The sequence below is a fragment of the Enterobacter sp. BNK-22 genome (genome assembly GCF_048684805.1).
GTDB classification, from domain to species: domain Bacteria; phylum Pseudomonadota; class Gammaproteobacteria; order Enterobacterales; family Enterobacteriaceae; genus Enterobacter; species Enterobacter quasiroggenkampii.
Map to the genome: position 1 here is coordinate 2898460 of NZ_JBLQTT010000001.1, position 17778 is coordinate 2916237.

18 protein-coding genes and 1 pseudogene are annotated in these 17778 nt (G+C 55.9%); 16 read left to right on the top strand and 3 right to left on the bottom strand.

What is annotated here, in order from left to right:
- The first annotated feature begins 8 nt into the window (after positions 1-8).
- A complete protein-coding gene (fhuF, locus tag ACMGGE_RS13680; RefSeq protein ID WP_420293864.1) occupies positions 9-797 on the top strand; it encodes a siderophore-iron reductase FhuF in 789 nt (262 codons plus the stop codon).
- A gap of 83 nt (positions 798-880) precedes the next feature.
- Here the strand turns inward: fhuF and ACMGGE_RS13685 are convergent.
- Positions 881-2226 (bottom strand): annotated as a pseudogene (locus tag ACMGGE_RS13685) (PTS sugar transporter subunit IIC).
- Positions 2227-2554: 328 nt separating this feature from the next.
- Between ACMGGE_RS13685 and ACMGGE_RS13690 the strand changes: the two are divergent.
- Positions 2555-3013: a YbaK/EbsC family protein gene (locus tag ACMGGE_RS13690; RefSeq protein WP_008502085.1), complete on the top strand. Its 459-nt coding sequence runs from the start codon at positions 2555-2557 to the stop codon at positions 3011-3013.
- 37 nt (positions 3014-3050) lie between these two features.
- Here the strand turns inward: ACMGGE_RS13690 and bglJ are convergent, their stop codons facing one another.
- Positions 3051-3686 (bottom strand): DNA-binding transcriptional activator BglJ, encoded by a 636-nt coding sequence (gene bglJ / locus ACMGGE_RS13695; protein ID WP_063620702.1) that lies wholly within the window; start codon positions 3684-3686, stop codon positions 3051-3053.
- Entirely contained in the window at positions 3683-4420 is a 738-nt protein-coding gene (locus ACMGGE_RS13700) for a helix-turn-helix transcriptional regulator (RefSeq protein ID WP_048028599.1), read from the bottom strand. Before ACMGGE_RS13700 ends, bglJ begins: the two co-directional genes overlap by 4 nt.
- A 408-nt stretch (positions 4421-4828) precedes the next feature.
- Between ACMGGE_RS13700 and ACMGGE_RS13705 the strand changes: the two genes are divergently transcribed.
- The 14 genes from ACMGGE_RS13705 (at position 4829) to ACMGGE_RS13770 (ending at position 17768) form a co-directional block, all read left to right on the top strand.
- A complete protein-coding gene (locus ACMGGE_RS13705; RefSeq protein ID WP_048028601.1) occupies positions 4829-5605 on the top strand; it encodes a threonine/serine ThrE exporter family protein in 777 nt (258 codons plus the stop codon).
- On the top strand, positions 5596-6069 hold the full coding sequence (locus tag ACMGGE_RS13710; RefSeq protein ID WP_045907727.1) for a threonine/serine exporter: 474 nt from the start codon (positions 5596-5598) through the stop codon (positions 6067-6069). The genes ACMGGE_RS13705 and ACMGGE_RS13710 overlap by 10 nt, the downstream gene beginning before the upstream one ends.
- Before the next feature lie 67 nt (positions 6070-6136).
- Complete coding sequence (locus ACMGGE_RS13715; protein WP_063620696.1) at positions 6137-6778, top strand: TetR family transcriptional regulator; 642 nt, start codon at positions 6137-6139, stop codon at positions 6776-6778.
- A gap of 41 nt (positions 6779-6819) precedes the next feature.
- Entirely contained in the window at positions 6820-7272 is a 453-nt protein-coding gene (locus tag ACMGGE_RS13720; protein WP_023293337.1) for a MarR family winged helix-turn-helix transcriptional regulator, read from the top strand.
- Between the two features lie 84 nt (positions 7273-7356).
- Positions 7357-7785 carry an organic hydroperoxide resistance protein gene (locus tag ACMGGE_RS13725; protein WP_008502092.1) on the top strand — a complete coding sequence of 143 codons (429 nt, stop codon included), beginning with the start codon at positions 7357-7359 and terminating at the stop codon, positions 7783-7785.
- Positions 7786-7933: 148 nt separating this feature from the next.
- Positions 7934-8479: a primosomal protein DnaT gene (gene dnaT / locus ACMGGE_RS13730; protein WP_063620694.1), complete on the top strand. Its 546-nt coding sequence runs from the start codon at positions 7934-7936 to the stop codon at positions 8477-8479.
- Positions 8476-9213, top strand: a complete 738-nt coding sequence (gene dnaC / locus ACMGGE_RS13735; protein ID WP_420293865.1) for a DNA replication protein DnaC — start codon at positions 8476-8478, stop codon at positions 9211-9213. Before dnaT ends, dnaC begins: the two co-directional genes overlap by 4 nt.
- Positions 9214-9296: 83 nt before the next feature.
- Positions 9297-9779, top strand: coding sequence for a DUF2501 domain-containing protein (locus ACMGGE_RS13740; protein WP_024908282.1), 483 nt, complete (start codon positions 9297-9299; stop codon positions 9777-9779).
- Positions 9780-10049: 270 nt separating this feature from the next.
- Positions 10050-12341 (top strand): phosphatidylglycerol--membrane-oligosaccharide glycerophosphotransferase, encoded by a 2292-nt coding sequence (gene opgB, locus ACMGGE_RS13745; protein WP_420293866.1) that lies wholly within the window; start codon positions 10050-10052, stop codon positions 12339-12341.
- Between the two features lie 180 nt (positions 12342-12521).
- Positions 12522-13160: an EAL domain-containing protein gene (locus ACMGGE_RS13750; RefSeq protein ID WP_048028608.1), complete on the top strand. Its 639-nt coding sequence runs from the start codon at positions 12522-12524 to the stop codon at positions 13158-13160.
- A 178-nt stretch (positions 13161-13338) separates the two neighbouring features.
- On the top strand, positions 13339-13833 hold the full coding sequence (locus ACMGGE_RS13755) for a spore coat U domain-containing protein (protein WP_045907722.1): 495 nt from the start codon (positions 13339-13341) through the stop codon (positions 13831-13833).
- Positions 13834-13835: 2 nt separating this feature from the next.
- Complete coding sequence (locus tag ACMGGE_RS13760; protein ID WP_420293867.1) at positions 13836-14612, top strand: molecular chaperone; 777 nt, start codon at positions 13836-13838, stop codon at positions 14610-14612.
- Positions 14533-16821, top strand: a complete 2289-nt coding sequence (locus ACMGGE_RS13765) for a fimbria/pilus outer membrane usher protein (RefSeq protein ID WP_414455934.1) — start codon at positions 14533-14535, stop codon at positions 16819-16821. Before ACMGGE_RS13760 ends, ACMGGE_RS13765 begins: the two co-directional genes overlap by 80 nt.
- Positions 16812-17768, top strand: coding sequence for a spore coat U domain-containing protein (locus ACMGGE_RS13770; RefSeq protein ID WP_414455936.1), 957 nt, complete (start codon positions 16812-16814; stop codon positions 17766-17768). Before ACMGGE_RS13765 ends, ACMGGE_RS13770 begins: the two co-directional genes overlap by 10 nt.
- The last annotated feature ends 10 nt before the right edge of the window (positions 17769-17778 follow it).

Sequence of the window (17778 nt, forward strand, 5' to 3'; positions counted from 1 at the left end):
TCTATCCTATGGCCACGCATACTGCACACATCGTCGAACCTCTCCTCTGGCGAGCGCCGCTCACCAGCGGGAATGCTTCGCTTGCAGATGCGATACGGGACAAAATTGCGGAAACGCGCGCCCACCTGCTGGACTTTATCCGGCTTGATGAAGCGCCCCCGTCCCATGCGATGACACTCTCAGAGTGGCGACAGCCGTCAAAGCTGCAATCGCTGCTGGCCACCTATTCCGACCATATTTATCGCAATCAACCCACCCTTACGCGGGAAAATAAACCCCTGCTCTCTCTCTGGGCGCAGTGGTATATCGGGTTGATGGTGCCGCCGCTCATGCTGGCGCTGTTAACACAGAAGAGCATGCTGGAACTCTCGCCGGATAATTTCCATGTTGAGTTTCACGAAACCGGACGTGCTGCCTGCTTCTGGATTGATCTCCACGAAAACCACAGCGCTGAACCCCTGACGGCTCAGGAACGTATAGAGCAGCTCATCACCCAGACTCTGATCCCGGTGGTGGAAGCGCTGGAAGCGACGGGAGAGATTAACGGGAAGCTTATCTGGAGCAATACGGGCTATTTAATCCACTGGTATTTAACGGAAATGAAGCCGCTTCTCGGTGATGAGAACGTTGAGGCCCTGCGTCAGTCCTGTTTCTTTGCCAGGCAGCTTTCCGATGGCCGTGACAACCCGCTATTCCGCACCGTTGTACTCCGTGACGGGCTTCTGGTTCGCCGCACCTGCTGCCAGCGTTATCGCCTGCCGGACGTTAAGCAGTGTGGAGATTGCACGCTGAAGTAGAGCAGTGAATTGCCCGGTAGCGCTTCGCTTACCGGGCCTACAAAAACAAAAAACGGCAACCTGCGTTGCCGTTTTGTTTTTACCTATGCTACCTGTTGATTGTCCTCTTCCGCGCTACGCTGCGCTTCTTCCGCTTCCTGCTCCAGCAGCTGCTTCTCATACACTTTGAAGAACGGGAAGTAGATAATCGCCGATACGCAGGCCAGAACCACAACCAGAATAGCCGCGCGGAAGTCCCAGCCCAGGGCCCACGCTGCGCCTATCGGCGCCGGTGCCGTCCAGGGAACGACCGAGATGACGCGCCCAATCAAATCAAACGTCATCGCCGCCCACGCCAGCACGGCGTTGACCATCGGTGCCAGCAGGAACGGAATAAAGAACACCGGATTCATTACAATCGGTGTACCGAAAATGACCGGCTCGTTGATGTTAAAGAAGCTGGGAACCACGCTCAAACGGCCAATAGAGCGTAAATGCGCTGAACGACTGCGCAGATAGCAAATCACCAGCCCCATCGTGGCTCCCGACCCGCCAATCACGATAAAGAACGTCCAGAACGCCTCCATGAAGATGTGCGGCAGAGGCTGGCTGGCGGCCAGTGCCGTCTGGTTAGCGCCCAGGTTAGTCAGCCAGAACATCTGCAACATTCCGGAGACGATGGCAGCGCCGTGGATCCCGGCGAACCACAGCAGATGACCAATCAACACGGCCAGCAGGATCGCCGGCAGAGAATCCGCCGCGGAAACCAGAGGTTTAAAGACCGACATAATGGCCTGCGGGATCAGCATGCCGAACTGAGACTGAATCACCAGGCTCAGAGGATAGAGGGTCACCACCACCACCAGCACCGGAATCAGCAGATCAAAAGAGTTTTTGATCATCGGCGGGACCTGGTCCGGCAGTCGAATGCCGATGTTATGCGCTTTGAGGAAACGCATCATCTCAACGCAGTAAATCGCCACCAGAATCGCGGTAAAAATGCCCGTTCCCCCAGACTGTCGACAGGGAGCGTGCCTTTGGTTTTGGGTGCCGCGACCAGCAGAAACGCCATCAGCGACAGCATGGCGCACATAAACGGGTCCAGCTGATGAGATTTGACGTAGTGTTTGCCAAGGTTATAGGCAATCGCCGCACAGATATAAATGGACATAATGCCCATTGTCATATCAAACGGCGTCAGGATTTGGCCCTCAAACTGCTTCGCCATATCCAGCCAGGCGCGGGCGAAACCCCAGGTGGTATCAGGCGAAAAAGGTGGGTAAGCGAACACTAACAAAAACGAACCCACAATCATAAATGGCATCGCGGAGATAAACCCGTCACGAATAGCCATAACATGACGCTGGGACGAGATCCGCCCGGCTATCGGGCTGACGTAATTTTCGACGAAACGGAATATCAGGTTAAACGCAGCATGGTTGGCAGACATGGCAGATCTCCTGTCAGACGTTTGTTACGGGCACATACGCGCCGCACGTTGTTCCATACATCAGCTTCACAACCTTGCTGGCTTGCCAACCAGCGGTACTGCTCAGACGAAATGGTTTCATATTTGGCTCTTATTATTGGATACAGGGGACGTTACGTACTCAGTATTAATCTACGCTTCCCGCTCTGCAACCGGTTACTGTAACCGGTTTCTGTGATTGTGAAGAGGATCCAGAAATCAGCCGTTTGGGATATTTGTTACTTAAGAGATATTTACAGAGCATAATTTCTTATGACAGATTACGCAGGATATTTGTCAGGAGGAAACAATGAGTTTGCAGTCTGTACAGCAGTTTTTTGCCGACAACGCGCCGGATATAGACGTTATTGAGCTTAGTCAAAGTACTGCTACCGTTGCGTTGGCTGCTGCCGCCCATCGTGTCGAGCCGGGACAAATCGCCAAGACCCTGTCACTCAAGGTTAAAAATGAGGTGATTCTGGTCGTGGCGAAAGGCGATGCGCGTCTGGATAACAAAAAGCTGAAAGACACGTTTGGTGCGAAAGCGCGCATGCTCAGCAGTGATGAAGTAGTGACCATCACCGGTCATCCCGTTGGCGGCGTGTGCCCGTTCGGGCTGGAAAACCCGCTCGCGGTATATTGCGATATCTCTTTAAAGCAGTACGCCGAAGTGCTGCCTGCCGCAGGCGCAATTCACAGCGCTGTGCGCATTTCACCTGACAGAATGGCAGAGCTGACTTCCGCAAAATGGGTGGATGTCTGTATCTGATTGACGCGCCAGAGCGTATCTGGCGCGCAAAAACGGTTTATAAAAAGGTGGGCGTGAGGAGAGTCAAACATTGCGGCTCTCTTGCAGGAAGATGCGTAATAATATCCGCCGCATCAAGTAACCCTACGTCTGAATTCACGCCCAGTTTCACCATCGCATTAAACTTATGTGCCCGGATGGTCTTAATATTCCGTTCAAGATGTGCCGCGATTTCAGGGATGGAATACCCGCAGGACATATAACGCAATATTGCCCGTTCTGTGGGGCTCAGCATCCTGTTTTGGCTCCGGTACCAATGATTCAGCATATTGTCATTGATACGCAGCGTTTCGCTCAGCAACTCCACGAGTTCCTTCTGCAGATGCTCAAGCGTCACCGATTTACTGACGACACCGTGCAGGCGTGATGGAGAAAGATGGCTAATGAGCCGTGCTTCCATCTCGTCAGAAACCAAAATGATGCGCTGGATATGGCCGTGCGTAAACGCAAGGTCCCGCAGGTGCGCCAGGCAGTTACGACGCTCCTCTCGCGCATCGGAAAGGGAATAGATCAGCGAGAAAAAATTAACGTGACGAAGTGCATTCTTAAAGCTGTCAAATTCACTAAACAGGTGTAGTTGGTAATGGCTCAGGCCGGGCATGGCAAAAAGATGCTGTAGCCCGACAGCCGTCATCGTGCAACTTTCGATGATGGCGATATGTCTTGTTGAATCGGTTTTTTCCATTCCTCGAACTCTCCATAGGCTGACAACAAACTCAGCTCTCTCATTCCCTGTGTACTGTTGATCCAGGCGTACATATCCGCATTGCTGCGTAATGAAAGCCGTCGCATCGCACTGTTTTTCTGCGCACTGATGGTTTTATTGCTCTTCTTAAGCAATGTGGCGATTTGGTTAATCCCCCATCCTTTCCCTAACAGACGCAGGACCTTACGTTCGGAGTGCGTAAGCGCGATAACGTGTTCGTTTTCATCCTCCGTGCCCTGAGGCTCCGGGGTTAATAACGTCTGGCTTATCCGCTCTGCCCGCTCACTCCCTGCCCGAATCGCGTTAACCACGCCTTCAATGGGCTCCATATCAGAAAGCAACGTACTTTCCGGGCGCATAAGTAACTCAACCGCAATAGGGTAAAGCGGACGCGAGACTAAAAAGATCCAGTGAATGTCCCGGTATTGATTCAATAAACTGTAATATTCTTCAAGCGCACCCCGAGGATTCCTGTATTCGCCTGAAATATCGGCAATAATGACGTCCGCGCGGCGTAGCTGGAGCAGCGTTAATTCCTGCAATGAGCGGCAATAGCTCAATTCAAAATCGGGGAAATGACGTGCCATCACGCCCCCTAACCCGTTTTGCATCACGGGCATCCGGCTAATGACAACGCCATGCTTACCATGCAATGACAACATAGACCCTCCGTGTCCATTTTTCATTTGATGAGTAACATTAAAACACATCAACGTATGACTATTTCGTCCCTGAGTGTAAGACTGGTTAATACAAGCAGAAGATGAGATGTATGCTTAGTTTAAGAAATGCCTAAACAGCAGTAATATCTCACAAAGCGAAATAAAATTTAATTGTGGAGTCATTAAAATAACGACAATTTAAAATTAGAATAACTAAATACAAATATTTTATATTTTGATATTAATAATTCACAGCATTAATAAATTAATCCCGCCCCCTTTCACGACACCGCCTGCCACTGTTTGCACAAACCTTGATCTGACCCACAGCAAGAGGGACTGCACTTTGTGCTAAAAGTACTCATTATGGGCTAACCGGCAACCTCTCCATCTTTTTCAGGACACGACATGCAGGCAGAGCGGTCAACGCAGCGTGCTATCACGCGGCTATGTATTCAGTGCGGTCTTTTTCTGCTCCAGCACGGCGCGGAAAGCGCGCTGGTTGAGGAGCTTTCCACCCGGCTGGGGCTGGCGCTAGGGATGGACAGCGTCGAAAGTGCCATCTCATCCAATGCCATCGTGCTGACCACGATTAAAGACGGTCAGTGCCTGACCTCCACGCGCAAAAACCATGACCGCGGCATAAACATGCACGTCGTGACCGAAGTGCAGCACATTGTCATCCTCGCTGAACATAAGCTTCTCGATCTCAGGGAGATTGAAAAACGGTTCAACCAGATCAAGCCATTACGTTATCCGCGCTGGCTCGTCGTGTTGATGGTAGGGCTCTCGTGCGCCTGCTTTTGTAAGCTCAACAAAGGCGGATGGGACGGAGCAATCATCACCTTTTTCGCCAGCAGTATCGCCATGTATGTTCGCCAGTTGCTGACGCATCGGCAGCTGCACCCGCAAATTAACTTCTGCATTACCGCATTTGTCGCCACCACGGTTTCTGGCCTGCTGCTGCGTCTGCCGCAGTTTGCCAACACCCCGACCGTTGCCATGGCCGCCAGCGTGCTTCTGCTGGTTCCGGGCTTTCCGTTGATCAACGCCGTCGCCGACATGTTTAAAGGGCACATCAATACCGGTCTGGCACGCTGGGCTATCGCCAGCCTGCTGACGCTGGCGACCTGCATCGGCGTGGTCATGGCCATGACACTCTGGGGGCTACGCGGATGGGCGTGATCGATTTTCTGCTGGCACTGGCGCAGGACATGCTTCTGGCCGCGATTCCGGCCATCGGCTTCGCGATGGTATTTAACGTCCCGCAACGCGCTCTGCCGTGGTGTGCCCTGCTGGGCGCGATTGGCCATGGCTCACGCATGGTGATGATGACGGCGGGTTTTAACATCGAATGGTCGACATTTATGGCCTCCATGCTGGTCGGCAGTATCGGCATTCAGTGGTCGCGCTGGTACCTGGCACATCCCAAAGTGTTCACCGTTGCCGCAGTGATCCCGATGTTCCCGGGCATATCGGCCTATACCGCAATGATTTCCGCGGTGAAAATCAGCCATTTCGGCTATACCGAGCCTCAGATGATCCTCCTCCTGAGCAACTTTCTTAAGGCGTCCTCCATCGTCGGCGCGCTCTCCATCGGGCTGTCGATCCCCGGCCTGTGGCTATACCGCAAACGCCCACGCGTTTGATATTTGTGTTATTTCGCTGCCGTGGAGATAATCCGTCTGGTCCGTTTGGTGAAAATAAGGAAAGGATGTGGCTAACCCTGGCAGCGAACACCCCGATCACAGTGAAGAATCCAGCCTGAAAGAGAAAATCTTTCAGAGCGCCATCGCGCTTTTTGCCGAGTATGGATTGAACGGTGCACGGATGGAGCAGATCGCAGAGAAAGCGGGCACCACCAAACGCATGGTGGTTTACCATTTCAAGAATAAAGAGAACCTCTATCTCCTGGTACTGGAACATGTTTACACCCAGATTCGCGCCAGTGAAAAAGCGCTAAGCCTGACGGGAATGCCCCCGGTCGAAGCGCTGGTCAATCTGGTTGAAGCCACTTTTGACTATCATGCCGACCACCCTGACTACATCCGGATTATCTGCATGGAAAACATGCAGCGCGGCCGCTTTATGCAGCAGTCGAGCTATCTCCGCCAGGTCAACCGCAGCGCGCTCGACCTGCTGGAGGAGATCCTGCGCCGGGGGAAAGAAAAACAGCTCTTCAGTGAGACGGTAGACGCCCGCGATCTTCATCGTCTGATAAGCAGCTTCAGCTTTCACTACGTTGCCAACAGCTACACCTTTACGCTGCTGTTTGAAGAAGGCGCAGACGAGCAGGCGCAGCGCCAGCACTACCGCAAAATGGCCGTTCAGGTGGCGCTCCGTTACACCTGCCCATAAAATTGCTTGCAATTAAATCGCACACTATCTATATTCATCTCATGAACGCGAAAACGAACGATGCAACCGCTGCGCTCAAGCTGGATAACCAGCTCTGCTTTGCCCTCTATTCGGCAAATCTGGCGCTTAACAAGCTGTACCGGCAGTTGCTGGCACCGCTGAACCTGACCTATCCACAATATCTGGTGATGCTGGTGCTGTGGGAGCAGGATGATATGACGGTGTCGGACATCGGTGAACGGTTGTTCCTTGACTCTGCGACCCTGACGCCGCTGTTGAAGCGTCTGGAAAGCGCCGGGCTCATCAACCGCCACCGTTCACGCAAAGACGAACGTCAAGTCGCCGTCACCCTGAGTGAAGCGGGACGTGAGCTCCAGCAGCAGGCTTTGGGTATCCCCCATGCGGTGGGGTGCGCAGCGCAGTGTGATACTGACACCCTGCTGGCGCTCAAACAGCAGCTCGAACTTTTGCGACAACAGCTACACCGCGCGTAACGCTATACTTTACGCGTTATTATTTACCCATATATATCGCACGCTATTTAATAGCACACGTTAAAACAAGATGAGGAACCTGCCATGTCTTTAGAAAAAGTTGTTTATACCGCCAAAGCAAAAGCCACCGGTGGCCGTGACGGTCGTGCCACCTCCTCCGATGGCGTACTGGACGTCAAACTGGGTGTGCCAAAAGAGATGGGCGGCATGGGGGGAGACGTGACCAACCCTGAGCAGCTGTTTGCCGCGGGCTACTCTGCCTGCTTCCTGGGCGCGATGAAGTTCGTGGCGGCACGCGACAAATTTACCCTGCCAAAAGATGCCTTTATTGAAGGCGAAGTGGGTATTGGTCCGCTGCCTACCGGTTTTGGTATCGAAGCAAAACTGAACATCCATGTTGAAGGTATGGATCCTGCGGAAGCTAAAAAGCTGGTCGATGCGGCGCACATTGTTTGCCCGTACTCTAATGCAACCCGCGGCAACATCGACGTCACGCTGAACATCATCGCGTAATAACTGCCTGACGGCGCTGCGCTTATCAGGCCTACAACTGTAGCCCCGGTCAGCGCAGCGCCGCCGGGGAAATCCCCTCCTTCCCTTTCCCCTCTCTGTGCTACCATAAGCCCATATCACGCCCGTAGTCATCAGTAGAGTAAGCGTTATGTCCTCCAGAATTCTGACCACCAGCATTGCTGGTATTGATGCCTTTATGCGCGACCCTCGCGGTGTGTTGACCCACGCCGAAGGGGGCACGGTTGCGGTTTTTGCCGACAACGCGCCAGCGTTTTACGCAATCACACCGGAACGTCTGGCACAGCTTCTGGAGATCGAAGCGCAATTGTCACGCCCGGCAAGCGATGTCACGCTGGATAATCAGTTCTTTGATGAACCGGTTAACGTTCCCGTGACCGTTCCGATGGGTAAATTTGCCCTCTATTCGGGCTGGCAGCCGGATGCGGATTTTCAGCGGCAGGCCGCGCTGTGGGGCATTGCGTTAACCCAACCCGCCACCGCGGAAGAGCTTGCCGCGTTTACCGCCTGGTGGCAGGCGGAAGGGAAAGTGTTCACCCATATTCAGTGGCAGCAAAAGCTCGCGCGTCATCTCCAGATTACCCGCGCCGGCAACAATGGCCAGCCAAAACGTGATATCAATGCGTTTTCAGAACCGGATAAACAGATCCCCAGCGGATTCCGAGGTGCGAAATGAAGAACGTCGGCGACCTGATGAAACGTCTGCAAAAAATGATGCCTGCCAACGTGAAGCCTGCTTTCACCACCGGTGAAGAGCTGCTGGCGTGGCAAAAAGAGCAAGGTAAGATCCGCGCCGCCGCGCTCGCCCGCGAAAACCGGGCGATGAAAATGCAGCGCACCTTTAACCGTTCTGGTATTCGTCCCCTGCACCAGAACTGCTCGTTCGATAACTATAAAATTGAGACCACCGGGCAGATGAACGCGCTGGCCGCCGCGCGGCAGTACGTGGATGAATTCGACGGCAATATCGCCAGCTTCATCTTTAGCGGCAAGCCGGGCACCGGCAAAAACCACCTTGCTGCCGCCATCTGCAACGAGCTGCTTCTGCGCGGTAAATCGGTCCTCATCATCACCGTGGCCGATATCATGTCCGCGATGAAAGACACCTTCAGCAACCGTGAAACCACCGAAGAACAGCTGCTTAACGATCTGAGTAACGTCGACCTGCTGGTCATCGATGAGATTGGCGTTCAGACGGAATCCCGCTATGAAAAAGTCATCATCAACCAGATTGTCGATCGCCGTTCCTCGTCCAAACGCCCGACCGGCATGCTGACAAACCACAACATCGACGAGATGACCCGCTTGCTGGGGGAACGCGTCATGGACCGCATGAAGCTGGGTAACAGCCTGTATGTCATCTTCGACTGGGACAGTTACCGCAGCCGCGTCACCGGGAAAGAGTATTAAGACAGTTCCAGGAATCCCCGACAGGTCGCAGGTATATACTGGAACCCCTTCGGCCCAAAACGGACCTTTTTGAGAGAGCCATGATGAAAAAACAGATTCTAATCAGCACCTTTTTAGGCGCGCTGCTGGTAACCGGTGCAGCGCAGGCGGCGTCCTGGCAGGAGTCTCTGTCAAGCGCAGCAAACGAGCTGACCAAAGAGAGCAGCAGCACGCAGGGCGGACTCTCCGCCTCTTCCCTCACCAGCCTGCTGGGCAACAGCGGTCAGAGCCTGAGCGCGGGCACGATGAACAACGCGGCGGGGATTCTGGAATATTGCGCGAAGCAAAAACTGGCCTCCGTGACCGACGCGCAAAACGTGAAAAACCAGGTGCTGGGTAAACTGGGTCTGGATACCCAGGAGCAAAAAGCGGACACCAACTACATGGACGGCATTCAGGGCCTGCTTAACGCGCAGAACGGGCAGCAGCTTAACCTGAGCACCCTCGGCAACTCTTCTCTGGCCAAACAGGTTAAAACCAAAGCCTGCGATCTGGTGCTGAAACAAGGCGTTAATTTCATCTCCTGATCCACCCCATTTTCTGCCACAACACGCCGCGTTTAATGCGATAGTCTTGCAACGCGGCGCTAAATGAGCGTTTTTCCTGCCTGCCACCGTCTCAGCGTCCGTTTGTCAGGATGTGCACGTCTTCATAAAAACGATTTTCTAAACCAAATCCTAACAACAGCACACTTTCGTGACACTAAAATTGCAGCTTAACGACATCGCAATTACATTGTATGACCCAAAAAATAAACAGTTAGCCAGCGAAGCATCTGGCGTCACGAGGATATGCTGTTGTCTGAATTCCTGTCTCTTATCCTTTTTCTGGCTTCTGTCGGCGTTTACGCCTGGAAAGCCGGCCGTCACACCTGGTGGTTTATCGCCACGCTGGTGGTGCTCGGCATTTTTATTATTTTAAACATTACCTTATACGCCAGCGATTACTTTACCGGTGACGGCATTAACGATGCGGTGCTCTACACGCTGACAAACAGCCTGACGGGCGCGGGTGTAAGCAAGTACATTCTGCCGGGGCTCGGCCTTGTCGTTGCGCTGGTCACCATTTTTGGCGCACTGGCCTGGGTGCTGCGTCGACGTCGCCATCATCCGCACCATCATGGCTACAGCCTGCTGGCGTTATTCCTGGCGCTGGCCTCCGTCGACGCCAGCCCGGCGTTCCATCAGATCACCGAACTGGTGAAATCCCAGTCGCGTGACGGCGATCCGGATTTCGCGGCTTACTACAAAGAGCCGTCGAAAACGATCGCTAACCCGACGCTCAATCTGGTCTATATCTACGGTGAAAGTCTGGAGCGCACGTACTTTGATAACGATGCCTTCCCGGACCTGACGCCAGATCTGGGTGCGCTGAAAAATGAAGGTCTCGATTTCAGCCACACCATGCAGCTGCCCGGTACGGATTACACGATTGCCGGTATGGTTGCCTCCCAGTGTGGTATCCCGCTGTTCGCGCCTTTTGAAGGTAACGCCTCAGCCTCCATGTCGACCTTCTTCCCGCAGAATATTTGCCTCGGCGATATCCTGAAAAACTCCGGCTACGAAAACTATTTTGTGCAGGGAGCAAACCTGCGCTTCGCCGGAAAAGATGTGTTCCTGAAATCCCACGGTTTTGACCACCTGTACGGCTCAGAAGAGTTAAAAACGACGGTTGCCGATCCGAGCTACCGCAACGACTGGGGCTTCTATGACGATACGGTACTCGACGAAACCTGGAAGAAATTCGAGGAGCTGTCCCGCGCGGGCAAGCGTTTCTCTCTCTTTGCGCTGACGGTGGACACACACCATCCGGACGGGTTTGTCTCGCGCACCTGCAAGCGCAAAAGCTATGACATTGATGGTAAAAACAACAAATCGTTTAGCGCCGTCACCTGCAGTCAGGAGCACATTGCCGCGCTGGTCGAGAAAATCAAAGCCTCGCCCTGGTTTAAAAACACCGTCATCGTCGTCTCGTCCGATCACCTGGCGATGAAAAACAGCGCGTGGGACCAGCTCAACAAGCAGGATCGCAGCAATCTGTTCTTCGTCCTGCGCGGCGACCAGCCGCAGCAGGAGGAGATCGCCACCAAACGCAACTCCATGGATAACGGCGCCACCGTGCTGGACATCCTGGGCGGCGACAACTTTATTGGCCTGGGCCGCAGCACGCTGTCGGGGCAATCCCTGTCGGAAGTGTTCCTCAACATGAAGGAAAAAATCCTCGCCTGGAAGCCCGACATCATCCGCCTGTGGAACTTCCCGAAAGAGATGAAGGACTTCACCGTCGATCGGGATAAAAACACCATTGCCTTCTCGGGCAGCAACTTCCGCCTGCCGCTGCTGGTACGCGTGTCGGAGGGTCGCGTTGAGCCGCTGCCAGAAAGCGAGTATTCCGCGCCGCTGCGCTATCAGCTGGCCGATTTTGCGCCACGCGATAACTTCGTCTGGGTCGACCGGTGCTACAAAATGGGCCAGCTCTGGTCGCAGCCGCTGGCGCTCTCTACCGACTGGTGCGTTTCTCAGGGCCAGCTCGGCGGCGAGCAAACCGTGCAGCACGTGGATAAGGCAAACTGGAAAGGCAAAACCGCCTTCAACGATACGGTGATTGATACCGCGCGCTATCAGCGTAACGTCGATATGCTGAAAATCGTCGACAACGATATTCGCTACAAAGCGGACAGCTTTATCTTTAACGTGGCTGGCGCGCCGGAAGAAGTGAAGCAGTTTAGCGGCATCTCGCGGCCGGAGTCCTGGGGACGCTGGTCCAACGCGCAGCTGGGCAATGAGGTGAAAATTGAGTACACCCATCCCCTGCCGGAACAGTTCGACCTGGTGATCACCGCCAGGGCCTATGGGCCGAATGCTAAAAAGCCCGTCCCCGTGCGCGTGGGCGATCGGGAGCAGACGTTAACGCTTGGAAACGACGTGAGCACGCACACGCTGCATTTTGAGAATCCTTCACGCAGCAATACCCTGGTCATCGTGCCGCCGGACCCGCAGTCCACGAACGAGGGGAATATCCTTGGGCATTCACCGCGCGAGATCGGGATCGGCATGGTCGAAATCAAAATCATCAGCAAAGCGGGTTAATGCACGTCGCGCCCGGCGTTCTGCCGGGCGCTTATGAAAATAAATAATCCTATATAATTCTTATAAATTAGATAAAAACACTTTATATAAGCCATTTTTATCTATAAATATCCTGCCAAAAACCAAATCCATAAAATGTACAGCTCCTGAAATCACCACGGAGCGTTACGCACGTTTATCATGCTAACCGGCTATAAGTTCGAATCCATCCGGGCACTGCGCAGTGAAAATGTGATTGCCTGGGAGGTATTGTCCACGGCAAAGCCCAACGTCAATCTTGAAGATTACTTTGGCTCGATGTCGGCGACGCAGCGTAAAGCGCACTTCTTTGCGCAGCTTCGTCACGCCATGTTTTGCAAGGATGGCGACAAGTATTATCTCAATGCGACATCGGATTTACTGCTGGAAACGGACTTCCTCGACAGGCTAAAAGAAGAAACCCCGTGCCCGGAGAGACTTGCTATCGAGATCACCGATCTCCATACGATGGTCCAACTCGACGATACGCAAAGCCGGGTGCTGCAAAAATGCATCGCGACGCTCCATCAGTGGGGGATAGAAGTGTGGGCAGACGATGTCTGCGAAGACCTTCTTCCCGACCTGCTGACCAGCCAGATCCGCTTCTGCGGCATCAAAATTGACAAACATACCTTCTGGAACGGACGGACCGAGCAGGCGAAGTTTCTGCATCTCACCCGCGAGTGCAAGCGCGTCGCCAGCAAGGTGCTGATCGAAGGCATCGAAACCGCGGGTGATTTCGCGCTGGCCCGCGCCAGCGAGGCCGATTACGGCCAGGGCTATCTGTGGGGGAGAAAATGACCCCTTTCATTCCGAATGCTGGCGATAAGGTCATCGTTCTGCGCGGCAACGCCTGTTTATGGCCTTGCCCCACTTTTTGCTGCCACAACCTGGCGAAATGCCATCAAAAACGCTGCCTGCTGGACGCTCAGTCATTCGCTTTGTAATTGCACTGTTACTCACGTCAGGAAATAAGATCATGAAAATTATTCCCACCGTTGTATGTTGTTCCGCTCTCCTGCTTCCTGCTGCTGCGATCGCCGCAGACAGTACCGCAAGCGCGACGATGCACGTCTCACTTGAGGTCGTGAAGTCGTGCACCCTCAAAGCCAACGATCTTAACTTCTCGCGTCACGGCTCCGATGAGTCGAGCGAAATCCAGGCCAAAACGCAGGTCGATATCGTCTGTACCAACGGCACGCCGTTCACCCTCACCGCCACCAGCAACGACGGCGAAAACGGTACCTTCTGGCTGAAGCCGGAAAATGGCGAAACGGGCGCGCAGAAGATTGCGTGGAAGCTCTTTGCTGACGAAGGCAAACAGACGCAAATCACCGGTACGAATGGCCTGGACGATACCGGCAACGGAGCGGAACAGGAGGAAACGCTGTATGGCGTCATTGACGCCGGGGCGCTGACAACCGCCCAGGCAGGGAACTACAGCGACGATATCACGTTAAAACTGGAGTATTGATCGTGCGTCGTTACCTTCCCTGCTTCATTTTGTGGCTCATGATGCTGGCGCTGCTGTCGCGCTACGCGCTGGCCGCCACGCTTCAGGTGGCCCCGGTAACGCTCGATCTGCAGAGCGACCAGCGGGCAGCGGCGGTCTATCTCACTAACAGTGGGAAAGCGGCTATCCGTGCGCAGATTCGAGTATACGAATGGACGCAAAAAAACGGTAAAGATGTGCTGGTGGCCACCGGGGAGGTGGTCACCAGCCCGGCGATGACATCACTGGCGCCGGGCCAGCAGCAGCTGGTGCGCATTATCGTCATGCAGCCCGGCAACCGTGCGCAGGAACAAAGTTACCGGCTGGTCATCGACGAACTGCCGGACGCCGCGTCCCGTGCCGCCAACCCCTCCGCGGTACACTTCCTGCTGCGCTACTCGATTCCGGTGTTTATTGCCGGGAACCAGAGCGCGCCCGTCAGCCACGATGCCCTGAGCTGTGAGCAGGCAGACATACCGGCCACTCTCCGCTGCTTTAACGCCGGAAACTCCCACATCCGCCTGAGCCACCTTGAGGCCCTGACGGCCGATGGGAAAGTTGTAGGGTCGATTAAAGGCCTGGCGGGCTATGTGCTCCCGGGACAAACCGCCCTTTTATCGCTCAAGCAGCCCACACGTCACGCGCTCAGCACGCTGCGCGTCTATCTCAATGATGACCATCATGCCAGCCAGATACCTCTGCGCCCGCTCGCTTCTCGCGCTCCTGTTTTGGCTACCGCTCATGCTGTCAGCCCGGACTGACCCCGCCGACACCGTGCAATGGCTGGCCATTACCGTGAACCACGCCCCGCGAGGCGAACTTTGGGCCTGCCGGGTGGTGGATAATGCGCTATGGATAAGCCGCAGCGACATGAAAAAGCTGGGGCTTCACGCCCCGGAGGATCGCGCCGGGTGGGTTGAGCTGACCTCCCTGCCGGGCCTGAAGATCAATCTCGACGTGCTGTCCCAGCAGGTTTCAATTACCGCAGAGGCCGACGCGCTCGAAGGCCAGCAGCATCTGACCGTCTCAAAGCCCGCGCCGATGTACCGCTATCCCGATGCGCAGCCCGTCAGCGCCTATACGCTCGGATACGCGCTCTACGCCAGCGACGTGCAGGGGAAGCGCCAGCTCAACGCCCAGACCATGCTGACCGCGTCCGGCGGGCTGCCCGGAACGTTCAGCAGCAGTTTTTCAAGCCATGCCGGGGAGGAAAACAGCGCCGGTCGACCGACCCACACGCGTCTCGAAACCCGCTGGCAGTGGGATAACACCGACTCGCTGACCACGCTGGCGCTGGGCGACAGCGTCACCACCGGCACCCGCTGGAGCCGACAGGTGCGCTTTGGCGGGCTGCACTGGGCACGTAACTTTGAGCTCAATCCCCAGCTCAATACCGAACCGCGCAGCCGCTATAGCGACACCGCCGTGCTGCCTTCCACAGTCGATCTGTATATCGACGGCCTTAAGCAGAGCAGCCAGCGCGTCACGCCGGGAGACTTTCTGCTGGATACCCTGCCTTCCTTCACCGGAAGCGGGCAGGCGGAGGTGGTGATTACCGATATCAATGGCCAGCGTCGCACCGTACAGCTCGATCTCTACGGCGCGCCGGGCATGCTGGCGGAAGGGCTCAGCAGCGGTTCGCTGGACATCGGCTGGATGCGCGAAAACTACGCCCTGCACTCCGACGACTATGCCGCCTCGTCGTTGCTGGACGCAGGCTGGCGCTATGGGGTGAATAATCACCTGACGCTGGCGCTGCATACGGAGCAGCAGCGCAGGCTGCACAACGTGGGCACGGGCGCTGACTGGCTGGTCTCTCCCGCCGTAGGGGTGCTCAGCCAGCACGTTGCCGTGAGCGACAGCCCTTACGGTCAGGGCGTTCAGTGGGGCCTCGGCTGGCAGTGGAACGGCAGAGGAACGGGCATTTCTGCCAGCACCGTCCGTACCGAAGCGGATTTCGCCGACAACGCCCGCATGAGCGGTGCCGCGCCCGTCAGGCGCAGCGACAGCGTGTGGGTAAGCCAGTCCATCCCCCATTTCGGTACCGTGGGCGCGGGCTGGGTACAGCAGAACATTCAGGGCAGCACAGAGCGTTACCTCAACGCCTCCTGGTCGGTATCGCTGCCGGCACACATCTCCACCACGCTGAGCTACACCCGCTCGTTTACGGATGCGTCGAGTCACGTTCAGCTGCTGTTTTCCGTCCCATTGGGTCGCGAGGACACGCTCTCCGCTCAGGCCAGCCGGGATACGCCGCGCATGGATTACCGCCACCAGCCGGACGATGAGGCCGGCGGCTGGTCATGGGAGCTGGGCCAGGGCTTTGGCGAACGACGTGAAAAATATGCGGACGTAGGCTATCTGGGCCGCGCGGGCGAATGGCACGTTGGGTTGCAGCAAGGTGCCAGCCAGGGCAACCAGTACGCCTCCGCCGAAGGTAGCCTGACGCTGCTGGACGGCAGCCTGCACGCGCTGCGCTACATCCAGCAGGGCATGGCGCTGGTCTCCACGCACGGTGTTGGGCACGTACCGGTGATGCTGGAAAACCGCCCGGCCGGTGAAACGGATGAGGACGGTTATCTCCTGCTGACCGATCTGCCGCGCTACCACAACAGCAAAGTCAGCATTAACCCGCTCGATCTGCCCGCCGATGTGATCGCCCCCGTCACCGACATGCATGCCAGGCCGGGCAACAGCAGCGCGGTCAAAGTCGAGTTTAACGTCCATCACGCCGTCACAGTTCAGGCCCGGCTGGTCGACAGCCGCCGCAGGCCGCTCCCGCTGGGCAGCGTCGTGTCAACGCCGCAGGGTGCCACCATCGTGGGACGCGACGGCTTTATCTGGCTTGAAGATCCGCCCCTGCCGGGTGAGCTGGTGGTGAAGACCGGTGAGGGGGAGTGCCGGGTCACGCTTCCGGCGCCCCGTACCGGGTCATCTATACAGAATATCGGAGAACAACTGTGTCATTAAGAGCACCGTTATTATTGCTGATCGTCCTGTCCGTGAAGGCGATGGCGGCAGCCTGCTGGATAACCTCCATGCCCGCCATTAACTTTGGCAACGTCGTGGCGGGCAATACCACCTCCGTCAACACCGAGGTCAAGTTTAGCTGCCAGGCCGACAACGAGGGCAGGACGGAATATCTCAACGTCTGCCTGAGCAGCGTAGACGCCCCGCCCTTTGAGATGATCTCGCCGGGGGATCAGGAGGGAAAACAGTACACCCTCCTCTTCCGCCTGCTGAACGGTGCAGCGCGATCTCAGGAGCTGGGGCCTGCCAGCAGCGGGAACCTGATTCAGCAAACCCTGGCCGCGGAAAGCAATGCCAACGTCAGCGGTACCTTTCCGCTTATCGCGACCATTCCGGCAGGGCAAAGCCAGCTTCCGGCCTACCATTATTACAACTACAACATGAATCTGCGTATCGCCTGGCACAGCTCCCTGCGTCAGGATGCCCTGCAAAACTGCTCGGACGGTTCCGCAGAGGGGGAGCAGGTGCAGGGCGGCACCAGCGCGCAGGCCGAAATCAGCCAGGGGTGCTACATCGAGCGCGTGACGCCCCTTAACTTCGGCACCCTGACCAGCACCGCGACCCTGCGTCCGACGCGTTCCACCGCCACCCTGACCACGCGCTGTCCGGCCGGAACCGCGTTCACCCTTGCCATGGGCAAAGGCAACCATGCCAGCGGTAACCAGCGGCAGCTCTGCAACAGCGAGGGCCAGTGCCTGCGCTACGGGCTCTGGCAGGATGAGGCGGCCACGCAACGCTGGGGAGATCAAAGCAGCGGCGATGCGCTGCAGGTCACCAATCCCGCTGGCGGCACCCAGAACTACACCGTTTACGGCGAGGTTCCGGCGCAGCCGCTAACCGGCACCGGGGAATTTATTGATGACGTGATTATCACGCTGACTTATTAAACCACCCAAA

Excerpts from the sequence above, each read along its gene's own strand:
- fhuF (WP_420293864.1), top strand. The coding sequence starts at position 9 with ATGGCCACGCATACTGCACACATCGTCGAACCTCTCCTCTGGCGAGCG.
- ACMGGE_RS13690 (WP_008502085.1), top strand. The coding sequence starts at position 2,555 with ATGAGTTTGCAGTCTGTACAGCAGTTTTTTGCCGACAACGCGCCGGAT.
- bglJ (WP_063620702.1), bottom strand. The coding sequence starts at position 3,686 with ATGACGGCTGTCGGGCTACAGCATCTTTTTGCCATGCCCGGCCTGAGC.
- ACMGGE_RS13700 (WP_048028599.1), bottom strand. The coding sequence starts at position 4,420 with ATGTTGTCATTGCATGGTAAGCATGGCGTTGTCATTAGCCGGATGCCC.
- ACMGGE_RS13705 (WP_048028601.1), top strand. The coding sequence starts at position 4,829 with ATGCAGGCAGAGCGGTCAACGCAGCGTGCTATCACGCGGCTATGTATT.
- ACMGGE_RS13710 (WP_045907727.1), top strand. The coding sequence starts at position 5,596 with ATGGGCGTGATCGATTTTCTGCTGGCACTGGCGCAGGACATGCTTCTG.
- ACMGGE_RS13720 (WP_023293337.1), top strand. The coding sequence starts at position 6,820 with ATGAACGCGAAAACGAACGATGCAACCGCTGCGCTCAAGCTGGATAAC.
- ACMGGE_RS13725 (WP_008502092.1), top strand. The coding sequence starts at position 7,357 with ATGTCTTTAGAAAAAGTTGTTTATACCGCCAAAGCAAAAGCCACCGGT.
- dnaT (WP_063620694.1), top strand. The coding sequence starts at position 7,934 with ATGTCCTCCAGAATTCTGACCACCAGCATTGCTGGTATTGATGCCTTT.
- dnaC (WP_420293865.1), top strand. The coding sequence starts at position 8,476 with ATGAAGAACGTCGGCGACCTGATGAAACGTCTGCAAAAAATGATGCCT.
- ACMGGE_RS13740 (WP_024908282.1), top strand. The coding sequence starts at position 9,297 with ATGAAAAAACAGATTCTAATCAGCACCTTTTTAGGCGCGCTGCTGGTA.
- ACMGGE_RS13750 (WP_048028608.1), top strand. The coding sequence starts at position 12,522 with ATGCTAACCGGCTATAAGTTCGAATCCATCCGGGCACTGCGCAGTGAA.
- ACMGGE_RS13755 (WP_045907722.1), top strand. The coding sequence starts at position 13,339 with ATGAAAATTATTCCCACCGTTGTATGTTGTTCCGCTCTCCTGCTTCCT.
- ACMGGE_RS13765 (WP_414455934.1), top strand. The coding sequence starts at position 14,533 with ATGCCAGCCAGATACCTCTGCGCCCGCTCGCTTCTCGCGCTCCTGTTT.